The sequence below is a fragment of the Frankia tisae genome (genome assembly GCF_025403405.1).
GTDB classification, from domain to species: domain Bacteria; phylum Actinomycetota; class Actinomycetes; order Frankiales; family Frankiaceae; genus Frankia; species Frankia tisai.
This window is the reverse complement of sequence record NZ_JANEZT010000044.1, coordinates 13,491-27,011: the sequence shown is the minus strand read 5'-3', so window position 1 is coordinate 27,011 and position 13,521 is coordinate 13,491. Positions and strand designations below refer to the sequence as shown.

At 74.1% G+C, this 13,521-nt stretch carries 8 protein-coding genes; 1 reads left to right on the top strand and 7 read right to left on the bottom strand.

Going from position 1 to position 13,521, the window contains the following annotated elements:
• Positions 1-103: 103 nt before the first annotated feature.
• Complete coding sequence (locus NBZ85_RS06810; RefSeq protein ID WP_261554967.1) at positions 104-4,267, top strand: PDDEXK-like endonuclease domain-containing protein; 4,164 nt, start codon at positions 104-106, stop codon at positions 4,265-4,267.
• Between the two features lie 14 nt (positions 4,268-4,281).
• On the opposite strand, the gene NBZ85_RS06805 is transcribed toward NBZ85_RS06810, so the two are convergent.
• The 7 genes from NBZ85_RS06805 to NBZ85_RS06775 all read right to left on the bottom strand — a co-directional run bounded on the left by NBZ85_RS06805 (position 4,282) and on the right by NBZ85_RS06775 (position 13,427).
• Positions 4,282-5,484: an enoyl-CoA hydratase/isomerase family protein gene (locus NBZ85_RS06805; RefSeq protein WP_261554969.1), complete on the bottom strand. Its 1,203-nt coding sequence runs from the start codon at positions 5,482-5,484 to the stop codon at positions 4,282-4,284.
• A gap of 73 nt (positions 5,485-5,557) precedes the next feature.
• Positions 5,558-6,049: a flavin reductase family protein gene (locus tag NBZ85_RS06800; RefSeq protein WP_261554971.1), complete on the bottom strand. Its 492-nt coding sequence runs from the start codon at positions 6,047-6,049 to the stop codon at positions 5,558-5,560.
• Positions 6,050-6,159: 110 nt separating this feature from the next.
• Complete coding sequence (locus NBZ85_RS06795; RefSeq protein WP_261554973.1) at positions 6,160-7,449, bottom strand: hypothetical protein; 1,290 nt, start codon at positions 7,447-7,449, stop codon at positions 6,160-6,162.
• Positions 7,450-7,739: 290 nt separating this feature from the next.
• Positions 7,740-8,741 (bottom strand): LuxR C-terminal-related transcriptional regulator, encoded by a 1,002-nt coding sequence (locus NBZ85_RS06790; protein ID WP_372517684.1) that lies wholly within the window; start codon positions 8,739-8,741, stop codon positions 7,740-7,742.
• Positions 8,742-8,773: 32 nt separating this feature from the next.
• Positions 8,774-9,400 (bottom strand): GTP-binding protein, encoded by a 627-nt coding sequence (locus tag NBZ85_RS06785; protein ID WP_261554977.1) that lies wholly within the window; start codon positions 9,398-9,400, stop codon positions 8,774-8,776.
• Positions 9,401-9,545: 145 nt separating this feature from the next.
• Positions 9,546-11,918, bottom strand: a complete 2,373-nt coding sequence (locus NBZ85_RS06780; protein ID WP_261554979.1) for a sensor histidine kinase — start codon at positions 11,916-11,918, stop codon at positions 9,546-9,548.
• 534 nt (positions 11,919-12,452) lie between these two features.
• Positions 12,453-13,427 (bottom strand): acyl-CoA thioesterase, encoded by a 975-nt coding sequence (locus NBZ85_RS06775; RefSeq protein WP_261554980.1) that lies wholly within the window; start codon positions 13,425-13,427, stop codon positions 12,453-12,455.
• Positions 13,428-13,521: the final 94 nt, after the last annotated feature.

The window sequence follows — 13,521 nt, the reverse complement described above, 5'->3', positions numbered from 1 at the left end:
CCCCTCCCCCGCGCCTCCGGCCGGGCCCAGCAGGTCCGACGGCACCGGCCCGAACGCCGCGATCGGCGCCGATGTGAGCACCGGCGTCCCGGCGCAGGCGGCGGTGCTCACGGAGCCGGCCACACGGCCCGGCGATGCCGCGGCCCCGCCGACGGGGCCGACGCCCGAACCTGAGCCGCCCGATCCTGAGCCGCCCGATCCGCGGGCGGCGTTGCTCGACGCCTGGGTGCGCGACGTCTGGCGGCCCTGGGCGCCGGGGGCGCGGGCGGCGCGGGACGCCCGCGCGCTCTACCAGCGCCTGTTCGACCTGCGCCTGGCCCTGCAGCGCGACGACGCCACCACCGAGCTCGTGTGGGGGCACGGCGTGCTGTGCTGGCGGGTCGGCGATGCCGTGATCAGCCATCCGCTGCTCGTCACCCGCATGGTGGCGACGCTCGATCCCGACTCCGGCGTCGTCCGCCTGCATCCCGACGGGCCGACGAGCCTGGAGACCGAGCCGCTGCACGGCCTCGGGCTGCCCGGCCTCGACGAGCTCTCCGCCCTGCGCGACCGGCTGCGTGACGCGCCGGCGGACCCGTGGGACGCGCCGGGCCGCGCGGAGGTGTTCCGCCAGGTCATCGCGCCGCTCGGGCTGGACGCCCGACTCGTCGAGGGGCCGGGCCTGCCCTCGCCCGGCGCGGCGCCGGTCCTCGTCGACACCTGGGCGCTGTACGCCCGGCCGCGGCCCGCCCTGCAGGCGCAGTTCTACGCCGACCTGCGCACCGCCCTCACCGAACGCGACGTCATCCCCGAGGCGATCGCGTCCGTGGTCGCCGAGGAGGCGCTCGTCGCCGAGGCGCTCGCCGGCGACGGCGCCGGGCCACCGTCCGGCTCGGGACGCTGGGACCGCGGCGGTCCGGGCGCGGCGCCGGGATTCGGCGCCGACGCCTCCGGCGGCCTGGGCGAGCGGCTGCTCATGCCGCTGGCGACCAACGCCGACCAGGAGCGGATCGCCCGCCAGCTCGCCGTCTCTCGCGGCGTGACCGTGCAGGGCCCGCCGGGCACCGGCAAGAGCCACACCATCGCGAACCTGATCTGCCATCTCGTCGCGCACGGGCAGCGCGTGCTCGTCACCGCCCAGGACGAGCAGGCCCTCGGCGTGCTGCGCGACAAGATTCCGCCGGAGCTGCGCGACCTGAGCGTCGCCGTGCTGGGGTCGAGCCGCGCGGACCTCGACGAGCTGCGCGCCGCCGTGGTGGAGATCTCCGGGGCGCTCAGCGACGTCGACCCCGCGCGGGAGACGGCGGCCGTGAAGGCGCTCGCCGAGGAGCTCGACGCGGCCCGCGCCCGCGCCCGCACCCTCGAACTGCGCATGATCGACCTGCTGGCGGCCCAGGGCCGCGAGTTCGAGCTGCCGCATGGGCGGGAACGGGCCCCGGCGGTGGCGGCGTGGCTCGCCGAGCGGGACGGCGAGCTGTCGTTCATCCCGGACCGGCTCGACCCGACCCGGGCGCTGCCGCTGGACCCGGCGGAGCTCGCGCTGCTCTACCGCACGGCGCGCGAGATCGGCCCCGCCGACGCCCGCGCGCTCGCCCAGGAGCAGCCCGACGCCGCCGCGCTGCCGGCCGCGGTCGCCCTGGTGCGGCTGCTCGCCGAGCTCGACGAGGTCCGCGACGGCCTCGCCGACCTGGAGCTGGCGGGCCTGTCGGTCGCCGCGCTCGACGCCCTCGGCGACGCCGCGGCGCAGGCGCTGGTGGACGACACCCGCGGCGGCGCCGAGCGGGCACGGCGGCTTTCGGTCGGCTGGCTCGCCGCCGCCCGGGCGCAGTGCGCCGGCTCCGACGCGCAGGCCGAGTTCTGGGCCGCGCAGGCCGCGGAGCTGGCGGCCGAGGTCACGGAGCTGCGCGGGCTCACCGCGCGGACCTTCGGCCGCCCGGTCGAGGTGCCCGACGGCGACCCGCGGGTGCACCTGCGCCTGCTCGGGGAGCTGCGCGAGCGTTACGCCGCCGGGCGCGGGGTGCCGCGGCTCGGCGGGCGGGAGCTGCGGGAGCTGCGCGACGCGGTCCGCGTCGACGGGCTCGTCCCGCACACCGCGGACGACGTGGCCGTCGCCGAAGCCGAGGTGCGCCGCCGCCAGGCCCTCGCCGCCACGGTGTCCCGCCAGGGCGCGATCGCCGCCGCCCTCGGCGGCGAACCCGTGCAGGCGGGTGCACTCGACGTCCTGACCCGGCTCGACGCGGCCGCCCGAGACCTCGCCGACGCCGTCGACTGGGAACGCCGGGGCCGCCCGGAGCTCGCCGCGCGGCTACGCGCCGTCGCTCCCGGCGCCGGTGACGGCAGCGATCCGGCCGCCCTGTCCCGGCTGGCCGACCTGCTCGCCGCCGCGGCCGGCCGTCGCCGCGAACAGGAGGTCACCGAGCGGCTCGCGGCGCTCGCGCGGACCCTCGAGGAGGGCGGGAGCAGCCCGCGGGCCGGCCGGCTGTGGGGCGAGCTGCATCAGGCGCTGCTGCGGCGCGACCTCGCCACCTGGGATGCGCTGCTCGGCGAGGCCGCCCGGCTGGCGGCGCTGCGTCCCGACGCGGCCGCGCGCACCCGCCTGTCGGAGCGGCTGCGTGCGGTCGCTCCGCTGTGGGCCGACGCCATCCTCGACCGCCCCGGCGACGCGGCCGCCGCAGCCGGCGGCGGCGACCCGGCGCGGGCCGCGGCCGCGTGGCGCTGGCGGCAGGCGCAGACCTGGCTCGACGACCTGCACGCCGACGGCGACCTCGCGTTGCTCGGCCGCCAGCTCGGCGACGCCTCCGAGCAGGCCCGCCGGCTCGTGCTCGACACCGCGCGCCGCGCCGCCCGCCTCGGGCTCGCGACCCGGCTCGGGGATCCGCAGCGCCGCGCGCTCACCGGCTGGGTGCAGGCCCTCGACCGGCTGGGGAAGGGCACCGGGAAGTACGCCCCGCACTGGCGGGCGCAGGCCCGCACGCACATGCGCGCCGCGATGGGCGCCGTGCCCGTGTGGATCATGCCGACGTATCGGGTGATGGAGAGCTTCGACCCGGGATCCGACGACCTCTTCGACGTCGTCATCGTCGACGAGTCCAGCCAGTGCGACATCCTCTCCCTCGGCGTGCTCAGCCTGGGCCGGCGCGCCGTGGTCGTCGGCGACGACGCCCAGACGAGCCCGGAGGCCGTCGGAATCGACCGAGCCCGGGTCGGGGCGCTGATCGACGCCCACCTGCCCGACGTGGCCCAGCGGTCCCTGCTCGACGTGGAGGCGAGCCTCTACGACACCGCCGCCAGGGTGTTCCCGCGGACCGTGGTGCTCAAGGAGCACTTCCGCTGCCTGCCCGACATCATCGGGTTCTCCAACCGCTTCTACGACCATCAGATCCTGCCGCTGCGGGAGGATCCGGAGCTCGCGATCGGTGCCGCGCTGCGCCCGGTCCGCGTCACCGACGGCGCCCGGGCGCAGACCCGCTTCGGCGACGCCAACCCGGCGGAGGCACAGGCGATCGTCGATCAGGTCGTCACCTGCTGCGCCGACCCCGCCTATGACGGGATGACGATGGGCGTGGTCACCCTGCTCGGCGCCGGGCAGCCCCGGCTCATCGAGCACGCCCTGGTCGAGCGGCTCGGCGAACGGGAGTTCTCCCGGCGGGCGCTGCGCGTCGGCGACCCGTACCAGTTCCAGGGTGACGAGCGCGACGTTGTGTTCGTCTCCGTCGTCGCCGACGACAACCGTTCCGCCGCCACCCGCCGCCGCGACCTGCAGCGCGTCAACGTCGCCGCGAGCCGCGCCCGCAACCAGATGTGGGTGTTCCACACCGTCGACCCGGCGACGCTGCGCGAGGATGACATCCGCCGCCAGCTCATCGAGTACACCTATGCCGGTGCGACCCCGCAGGCCGCGGGCCGGCTCGCCGACCGCTGCGAGAGCGAGTTCGAGCGCGCGGTCCTGCGCGAAATCCTCGGCCGCGGCTACCGGGTCCGCCCCCAGCACTCCGTCGGCCGCTACCGCATCGACCTCGTCGTCGAAGGAGCACCCCGCCCGCCGGCGCCCGGCGCGGGTGCCGCGCGCGTCCGCGGCCCCCGCCTCGCCGTCGAATGCGACGGCGACCGGTTCCACGGCCCCGACCAGTGGGAGGCGGACCTGCGCCGCCAGCGGATCCTGGAGCGGCTCGGCTGGACGTTCATCCGCATCCGCGGCTCGGAGTTCTACCGCCATCCCACCCGCACGCTCGACGGCCTGTGGCGCCGGCTCGCCGAACTCGACATCCACCCGGACGTGGGCGTCTGATCGTCATCGTCCGGTCAGCGGCCTGCCCCGGGCATGCCCGCTCGCGGGGCGATCTCGTCGACGAGCCCCCAGGCCAGCGCCAGCCCGGCGTCGAGGGGAAGCCCGCTGAGGATCAGGTAGGCGGCCCGCTGCGGGCCGATCCGCCGCGGGATGCTCGCAGTCCCCCCGGCGCCGGGGACCAGCCCCATCGCCACCTCCGGAAGTCGGAAGGAGGCGTCGGGGGCGGCGACGACCCGTCCGCAGAACGCGGGCAGCTCCGCTCCCGCACCGATGCAGAGCCCGTGAACGTAGGCGGTCACCGGCAGCCCGGTGGCCAGCAGGCCCAGCGGAATGCTGCGGGTGGTCCGCACGGCGTGCGCACCGACCGGGTCGAGCATCGTGCCGAACTCGGTCAGGTCGCCACCGCTGGAGAACGACGGACCCGTGCCGGCCAGCCGGATCTCGGCGAGCTCGCTGTCGGCGGCGGCGAGCCCGAAGGCTGCCACCAACCCGTCGCGCAGGCTGATACTCACGGCGTTGTGGACCCGCGGACGGTTGAGGATCACCGTGAGCACCGCCCCGTCCCGCTCGACGAGAACGGCAGGCGCCGCACCGGTGGCGGTCGCGGGGGCCGTCGGATCCGTCGCCCCGCCGGCGGCGCGCGCGCTGTGCCGGGCCCGGCGCCCGGCCAGCCAGCCGGCGAACTCCGGGCCGGCCTGCAACGCCGAGTAGGCAAAAGACTCGGCGACGACAGCATCACGCACGTCGATCCCGGTACTCACGCGCAGCAACTGCATGAGGGCGGTCGCGGCGAAGGGATTCGCGGCAACCGCGGCAGCCAGGGCAGCCACCGCGGCGTCGACCCCGTCCGGCGCGGTCACCCACGGTCGCGGCGCCCCCGGCTCGTCGGTGAGCAGGATGTCGAACCCGGCGGTGGTGACGCCGTCGGGGACCCACCGCAGATCCTCGGCCACCGCCACGCACACGCAGGGCAGCCGGCGGCCGCGTTCGCCGACCTTGATCGCCGCCGGGGAGGCGGCGTCGACGACCAGGATGGGCCGTCCACCGAGCGGGCTGAAGGCCTCCGGATCGGCCTGCAGGTCCGCGAGCACCGCCTCGGGGTCGACGACCCGCCGACCACCCACGCCGTCCAGCCCGGCGAGCAGGTCTCCCCCGATCGGGCCGGGGACGGCGGCGAGCGGGTCGGAGATGACCGGCTCAGCGGCCGGTCCGGGCACAGAAGTGTTCACATCTGAAGAAGGCTAGTGCCCCGGCACCGCGGAATCGCGCGGTCGCCCTGCCCGGGGACCGTCAGGCCGGGTGGCCGGGCTTCATGTCCCGGACCTGTTGGAAGCCGAGCTGGGTGAACGGCCCGGCGACCGCGCCGGCGACCGGTTCGATGACGAACGCCGTGTGGTCGCCGACGTCGGCGCGAGCGTGCACCGGGCCGGCGAACCAGGCGCGCGGCTGCTCGAGGACCGGCAGTCCGAACGGGCCCTCCCGCCAGGCGCAGCGCGCGAACTTGTCGATCTCGTCGCCGGTCTGCTCGCCGAACAGCGTCGCGAGCTCCTCGTCGGCCTCGTCGAGGAGATGGACCGCGAGATGGCTGGCCGCCGAGGCGACCCGATGGGTGTGGTTGACCCGGGAGACGCACAGCAGGTAGCGGGCCGGCTCGATGCTGCACTGGGTGTGGAAGCCGACGAGGCAGCCGCTGCGTTCACCGCCGGGCACCGCCGCGGTCACGACCACCATCGGGTAACTGATCGCGCTCACGGCCTCGTGAAACGCGGTGGGCTGGGTCATCGCTGTTTACGCTCCTCCGATCGGGCGGGCAGGTCAACGCCCGTGCGGACCACCCAACTGCCCCACGCCGACCACCGCCGACCACCGCGGGTCAGCCCGCTGGTCGCGGGTCAGCCGCTGGTCGCCGACCGTGGCTTCGGCCCAGCGGCACGCATGTTGACCAGTCGGCCCAGCAGTTCGAACCAGAAGGGGGCGCCGGCGGTGAGGGCAAAGCAGGCGATGGCCAGACCGGCGATCTTCAGAAACCAGCCGCCGACCGTGTGCGGGACCTCCCGCGGGTCGTCGCGGTCGTCGCTCGTCCGGACCCACCCGATCGGCAGGGCCAGGCCGGAGGCGTCCTGCACCGATCTGATCGCGCGCTCGACGGCGTCACCCGCACCGGCAGCGGAACCCGCATCGCCGGAGTTCGCATCGCCGGAACCAGTGGTGGCGGAGTCCCCGGGGGCGGAGTTCGCGGTGGTGCTGCCGTCGGCGGCCGCCTGGCTGACCTGGGCCTGGCTCGCGGTCACGGCCGCGTCGCGCACGGTCCCGTCCTGCCACAGCGCCCGGGAGACGGCGACCGCGTCAAGGTTGAACACGGCGGACAGGATGATCGCGTAGCTGAGCAGGAACACCGCGATCCGCCGCTTGTACCACCCGGACAGGCGGTCCATCGCCTCGTCGTACCACTGCGCCAGCTCGGTTATGATCTTCTCTCTGTCGCCACCCGTTCGGATCACGGCCGCGGTGAGCGCGTCCTTCGCCAGCGAGGGGGGCAACGCGGTCAGCCCATCCTCCAGCGTCCCGACCGTCCCGCTGCCGACCGCCGACACCAGCGCGGCGGCCACGACCCGTCCGGTCGGGTGGTCCACCGGCATCGCGTCATACAGGGCCTGGGCGGACCCCTCGTCGAGTGAGCGCCGGGCGGCGTCGTAGGCGGTCTGGTAGTGCTCGCGGATCTCGTCGGCGATGTGCGCGGGCAGCGCGTCCGGGCGTAGCTGGGCCAGCATGGCCCGGGCGGGCGGGTCGACCCGGTCGAGCAGGGCCCGGGCGAACGCGGTGGACGGCACGTAGGAAGGCAGCCGCAGCCGGCGGGCTCGGCGCACCGCGGCCCAGGTTCGCTGCACCGGTGGATGATCGGCCATGTCGGCGGAGGTCGCATCCCGGCCGGCGGTGCGCATGGCCCGCAGGGGCCCGTCGAGCAGCTCCGCGGCGACGTCCGCGGGTGCGGCCCCCGGATCGGGCGGTGCTCCGCCCGGCGGGCGGCCCCCGAGCAGCCGGCGCAGCTCCGACTCGAGGCGACGGCCCCGATAGTGCAGGAGGCCGAGCACGGCCTCGTTGATCCGGGAGACGCCGAGGCTGAACGCGGCGAACAGCAGCGCGAGGCCGATCAGAACGTCCAGCGCGGACGAGTCAGGCACGTCGAAATCCCCCGTTCCCCGGCCGTGCCACCACTGCCGGTCCACGCCCCGCCACCGCCGGCACCACCCCGGGTCTGGCCGGACCTCACCGGCCGCGGAACGAATCCGGGCACCGCGGGCGCATCCAGGCCGGATCGCGCATTTCTACACCGGGCAGCCACGCTCCCACCGAGCGACGCCGTCCGACGCCGCAGCCGACACGGACGGTCACAGCTACCGGACGGCGACGGCGGGGCTCGGAAGGGGCGGCGGTCCTGCGCAGAGCGCGTGACCTGGTCTGGGGTCGGAGATCAGATCCAGCCGCGGCGGGAGGCGAGGGTCCCGGCCTGGAAACGGCTGCGGGCGTTGAGGCGGGACATCAGATCCGCGATCATGCGGCGCACCGTGCGCACGGAGACACCGAGATGGCGGGCGGCCGCCTCATCCTTGACGCCGAGGCTGAGCAGGCGCAGCAGCAGCCGCTCGGTGTCCGAGGGATCGTCGGCCGACTCCTCATCGCCGGTCGGCGCCGGCCCGCCGCCGAGCGGCTCGGCGATCGCCCAGACCTGCTCGAACAGGGTACGCAGGACCGCGGTGAGCTCGGGCGTGCGCACAAGCAACGTGTGGCCGTCGGCGCCGGCGCCGCGGGCCAGCCGGACGAGCCCGACGCGGCCGTCGACGGTGGTGGCGTCCAGCCGTGGGTCGTCAGCGACGCGGGCGACGAGGCCGTGTGCGGCGACGGTACGCACGTAGCCGGCGCCGCGTTCGTCGAGCCGGTAGGAGCGCGGTAGCACGCTGCGCATCGCGACCCCGCGCCGAAGTGCCCGCAGCTCGGCCGGCATGAGGTCGTCGGACAGCGCCGCCGACCAGCCCCGCCGGGTGCGCAGGGTGAGCACCTCCCGCTCGGCCCGGCCGACGAGGGAGATCAGCTCGGCGCGAGCCTGGTCGACACCGTCGATGCGCTGCACCTCGACAGGGGCGGAACCGGGACGGCCCTCCAGGTAGTCCGAGACGAAGACGCTCACCTGCGTCCGGGCCCGCACGAGCCGCTCATGGCGGCGGATGAGCTGCTCGTGCTGGGCCTGGAGCAGATGGTTCAGGCCGGCCTCCGGATCAGCGGCGACGAAGCGTCCGGGCCGTTCCCGGGAGGCCAGCAGCAGGCCGAGTTCGACCAGCCGGTCGCGGATCCGGCCGACGCCGCCCGCCGGTTGGCCGAGCATCTCCGCGGCCTCGGTGACGCTCAGCGACTCGTGGCGCAACCAGAGCCGGTAGGCGGACAGCGCGACGTCGTCGAGACCGAGGATGTCGAGCACCTTGCCTTTCACCGGATGGCCGTCTGTGGCGTTCACCTGGACCGCTGCGGCTGGCTCAGCTGGGCGGTCGACTCGGCGGAGACCAGGTCGAGGGCGTGGCGGACCAGCGACACCAGCGACTGGCGGACCGACTCGCGCTCGCGGGCGTCGCAGCGCACCACCGGCCGGCGCGGGTCGAGGTCGAGCGCCACGCGGACGTCCTCGACGCGGTACTCGCGGGTGCCGTCGAACCGGTTCAGCGCGATGAGGAACGGGATGTTGCGCTCCTCGAAGAAGTCGATGGCGGGGAAGGAGTCCGCCAACCTTCGGGTGTCGACGAGCACCACCGCGCCGATCGCGCCGAGCACCAGCTCGTCCCACATGAACCAGAACCGTTCCTGCCCGGGGGTGCCGAACAGGTAGAGGATGACGCTGTCGATGAGCGTGATCCGCCCGAAGTCCAGCGCGGCGGTCGTCGTCGTCTTGGCGCCGACCGCGCTGGTGTCGTCGATGTCGATGCTGGCCACCGTCATCGCGGCCTCCGTGGTCAGCGGTGGGATCTCACTGACCGAGCCGACGAACGTCGTCTTTCCGACTCCGAACCCGCCGGCGATGATGATTTTGACCGAACGCGGCGCCGTCGTCTCCGGCGACCGCGGTCTGGAGGACCTGTGGTCCATCGAGCACCTTTCCGATGAGGTGGCGGAAGGACGGTCGAACGAGCCGCCGGCAGCGGTGGGGCGGACCGCATCTGGGCACGCGGCCGCGGGGCGCGAGACTCCTCGACCCTGGTCACCAGCAGGGCCGTCTCGTAGCGGACGCATCTCAGGTCACCTCTCCCGCATCGTCGCCGTCGTGGGAAACCCGGCCGTCCGCCAGCCCGTGGCCGAAGTTGCTCCGGAGGGACGACATCATGCTGCGGACCTCTTCCGGGCTGCGCTGCGTGACGAGCGGGCCCGGCCACTCGTCGGGGCCGTCCCGGCGCAGCTGGGGCGCGAGGCTGGCCCGTCGGATACGCCGCGGCAGGCCCACCTCGGTGTGCTCCTCGGGCGCCTGGCCGCCCCGCTGCGGCAGGCCGGCGGGCAGCTCGCGCCTCGCCGTGGGCTGCCCGGGCAGGGCGGGGGCCCCGCGCTCGGCGGCGTCCGGCGGCGGCCCCTGTCGAGGACGCTCCGCGGCGAACCAGTCCGACCGGGCGGTGGCGAACGACGGCGGGACTTCGACGAACGCCTCGTCGGACTGGCCACGCGGCGCCTCGTCGGACTGCTCCGGGACGCCGGCGGCGGTGTCGTCGGCGGTGTCGCCGTCGTCCCCGGGCCGGCGTAGCAGGGCGGCCGGCACCTGCACGATGGCCGACGTGCCCCCGGCGGGCGAGGGACGTAGCTCCACCGAGATGGCGTGCCGCTCGGCGAGGCGGCCGACGACGAACAGGCCGAGCCGCCCGCTGCTCGACAGGCCGAAGGGACGCGGGTCGGCCAGCCTCAGGTTGCAGGAGTGCAACTCCTCCGGGCTCATCCCCAGGCCGTGGTCCTCGACCTCGATGACGAGGCCGTCGGGCGCCTCTCGCCCGACGACCTGCACCGGGGTGTGCGGCGGGGAGAAGGAGGTGGCGTTCTCGATGAGCTCGGCGAGCAGGTGGATGACGTCGCCGACGGCGTGCCCGCTGATGGCCCCGTCGCCGGTGGGCATCACCTTCACCCGGGCGTAGTCCTCGACTTCGGCGACGGCGCCGCGCATGACGTCCTCGACGGCGATCGGTCGGCGCCAGCTGCGCTCGGGCTTCGAGCCCGACAGGACGATGAGGTCCTCGGTGTGGCGTCGCATGCGGGTGGCCAGGTGGTCGAGGCGGAACAGCTCCTCGAGCTGGTCCGGGTCGGTCTCCTTACGCTCCAGCGTGTCGATGACCTTGAGCTGACGGTTGATGAGGGCCTGGCTGCGGCGGGCCAGGTTGAGGAAGGTGTTGCCGACGCTTGTGCGCATCGCGGCCTGTTCGATCGCGGTACGCACCGCGACGGCGTGCAGGACGGAGAACGCCTCGGCGAGCCTCCCGATCTCGTCCGTGCTCTGCACTTCGACCGGGAATTCCTCCGCGGACATTTCGACCTGTTCGCCTCGGTGCAGCCTCTCAACGACCCCGGGCAGCCGCTCGTTGGCAACTTCGAGCGCACCGCGCCGTAGCCTGCGCAGATGCCGGGTCATCGGGCTCACAATCAGGAGAGAAATCACCACGGACACGACCAGGACCAACGCGGTCCCGATACTGCCGAACAACGCGTCACGGGTGGCGGAACTCGCGATGTGCTGACTGGTGGAGCTTAAATCGGTCGTGATCCGCCGCTCGACCTGGCGCATCGCCGCGATCTTGCGGTCCGCGGTGTCCAGCCAGGCCTGTTGGGTAATCGTCGGCGACTGGCCATTCTGGACGGCGTTGACCGTGTCGTCGCGCATTGCGGTGGCGGCGGAGCTGGTTCGGTCGACCGTGACGTTGTAGAACGCCTGCTCAGCTGCGGTGGCGGTGGTCCGGAACTGCTGCAGCCAGGCGTCCTCGGCGCCGGCCGAGCCCTCGATCTGGCGCAGGGCCACGGAATCCGGCTGACCGAGAATGATCACCTGGGCGATCGAGCCGCGTTGCTGAACGGCTTCCTCCGTCGCCCGGGAGATACCGACGAGTGTGGTGGCGCCGTTGACCAGCGACGCGTTGTCGCTGCCGGCGGTGACGCCGGCGTTGAGCGAGAGGAGATCGTGCACGAGGTCGTTGTAGAAAGTCCCGTTCTGGTCAATCTGAGCCTGCCGGGCGTCGACCGCCCTGCGCTGCGCGGGCAGCAGGTCCAGCCGCGTCGAGATCGACGCCAACGTCATCGCGACGATGTCCCGGGCCGCCGGGGGCAGCCCGGCCTCGCCGGCGCCGAAGGCCGCCGACGCCTGGTCCACGGGGCCACGGGCGGCGACGGTGGCCTGCCCCGGGCCGGCGGCCAGGTAGTTGGAACCCACGTAGGCATTCGTCGCGTACCGCTCGGCCTGGAGCGCGGCGACCAGGTCGCCGCCTTTGATCGAGAAGGCGGCCAGCGCCTTGATGCGGTTTGCGGCCCGCACGTTGTCGACGTTCCCCCGCACCTGTATCGCGCTCAGCACCGCCAACGCCACCAGGGGGATGACGAGAATCACCGCGAGCTTCGAGCGGATGGGCCAATTCTGGAGCATCCGGTCCTCTCGTCCGGCACCCGCGAGTTGGGCGCCTCATGTGCGGGGTGAGTGTTCGAGTTCAACGGGACCTGTCCCCGAAGGACCACGCGCAACAACACCCGCACCGGGGTATTGAGGGCAAGGCCCGGACATCGGGTGAATGTTCCTGGGACGCCGACAACTCTAGCGGATGAATGAAGCATCCCGGTTAGGGGCGGCGCCGTTTAACGGACAAGCATGGCAACGTTGCACCGCGTGACGGACATTCGTTCTGACCCGCGAAGAGTGATAGTCCAGCCGCGTCTAATTGCAATCGACGTAGCCCGGACCAAGCAGCGTCCGCGCACCGGAGCGAGCAGTGATTGACACTAGCTGGCAGGACCCGGCGCAGAAGCACCGACCGCTGGCGGCGGAGGCCCGGACCTCGCGCCGGACAACAACAACAAACACACGAAAATACTGCCCGGAACACATCTCCACATCGCGGGACGCACAGCCGCGAAAGGAACCGGCCGTTGGTTCAGCCGGCAAGCGGTTCCGCCGGCAAGCGGGTCAGCCGGCAAGCGGGGCGGGTGACGGCCGGCCGTGCCGGCTCGCCGGGGTCCGGGGGCGCACCCGGTGGACCAGCGTCGTCTGGCTCACGGTGGCAACCAGCGCACCCGTGCGGTCGTACATCCGCCCCCGTACCTGCGCGACGTTGCGGACGATCGCCTCGACCCGCACGTCCAGCAGCACCCACTCGCCGGTCGGGGCGGCCACGATCCGCAGGCTGTTGTCGAGGCTCGTGCCGGCGGCCATCTCTCCCGTGGCCTCGATGAGTCCGACCGGGGCGAAGTCGCCGAGCAGGGCGAGCACCGCGGCGCGCACCGGCAGCCGGGGGCGCAGTCGCAGCCACAGCGCGCTGCTCCCGCCGCCCGGCCGCCCATCGAGGTCGGTCCTCGCCGGCCTGGCCCACCGCTGCTCGACGAGGGAGATCACGCCGTCGCGGGGGAAGTCCAGCCAGGTCGGGTACTCCCGCGGGGGGCAGCCGTCGGGATCCGGCGCCCAGTCCCCGGCCGGGCCGAACCGGTTGACGGCGCCGCTCACCCGGCTGAACGTGCCGCCCGCGAGGAACACCAGCCGGCCGGCCACGGTGGCCCGCACGACGACCTGCGACAGGCCGCCGGTGGCCGGGTCGACGCTGAGCTCCACCTCCTGTCCGGCGTGTACCGGGGCGAGGAACTGGGTGTGCGCCCACACGCAGTCCCGGCCGCCGCAGGCCTGGACGAAGGCGATCGCGGCAGCGAGGCCGCAGCCGCCCCACAGGGTGCCCCGCGTGTTGAGCAGATGGGCGTCGGCCACGAAGCGGCCGCGGTACTCCCCCGGGTCGACCGTCAGCCCGAGCAGTCCGGCGAGGGAGGTGGCGTCGCGGCCGAGGTCACCGTGAGCTCCCTCGGCCCGCCGCGGACCGTCGTCCCCGTGACGGAGCCGGGTCGGCAGGTCGGCCGCGGATCGTGGCGGGATGCCTGGTCCGTGCTGGACTGTCACGTTCTCATCCTGGCAGGCCCCGGTCGGGTCATGCGCCGGGGTCATCCGGCCGGACCCGACCGCGCAGCGCTTTCACCTGGGGCCGGCACGGTGA

Excerpts from the sequence above, each read along its gene's own strand:
- NBZ85_RS06800 (WP_261554971.1), bottom strand. The coding sequence starts at position 6,049 with ATGACCCAGCCCACCGCGTTTCACGAGGCCGTGAGCGCGATCAGTTAC.
- NBZ85_RS06785 (WP_261554977.1), bottom strand. The coding sequence starts at position 9,400 with ATGGACCACAGGTCCTCCAGACCGCGGTCGCCGGAGACGACGGCGCCG.
- NBZ85_RS06780 (WP_261554979.1), bottom strand. The coding sequence starts at position 11,918 with ATGCTCCAGAATTGGCCCATCCGCTCGAAGCTCGCGGTGATTCTCGTC.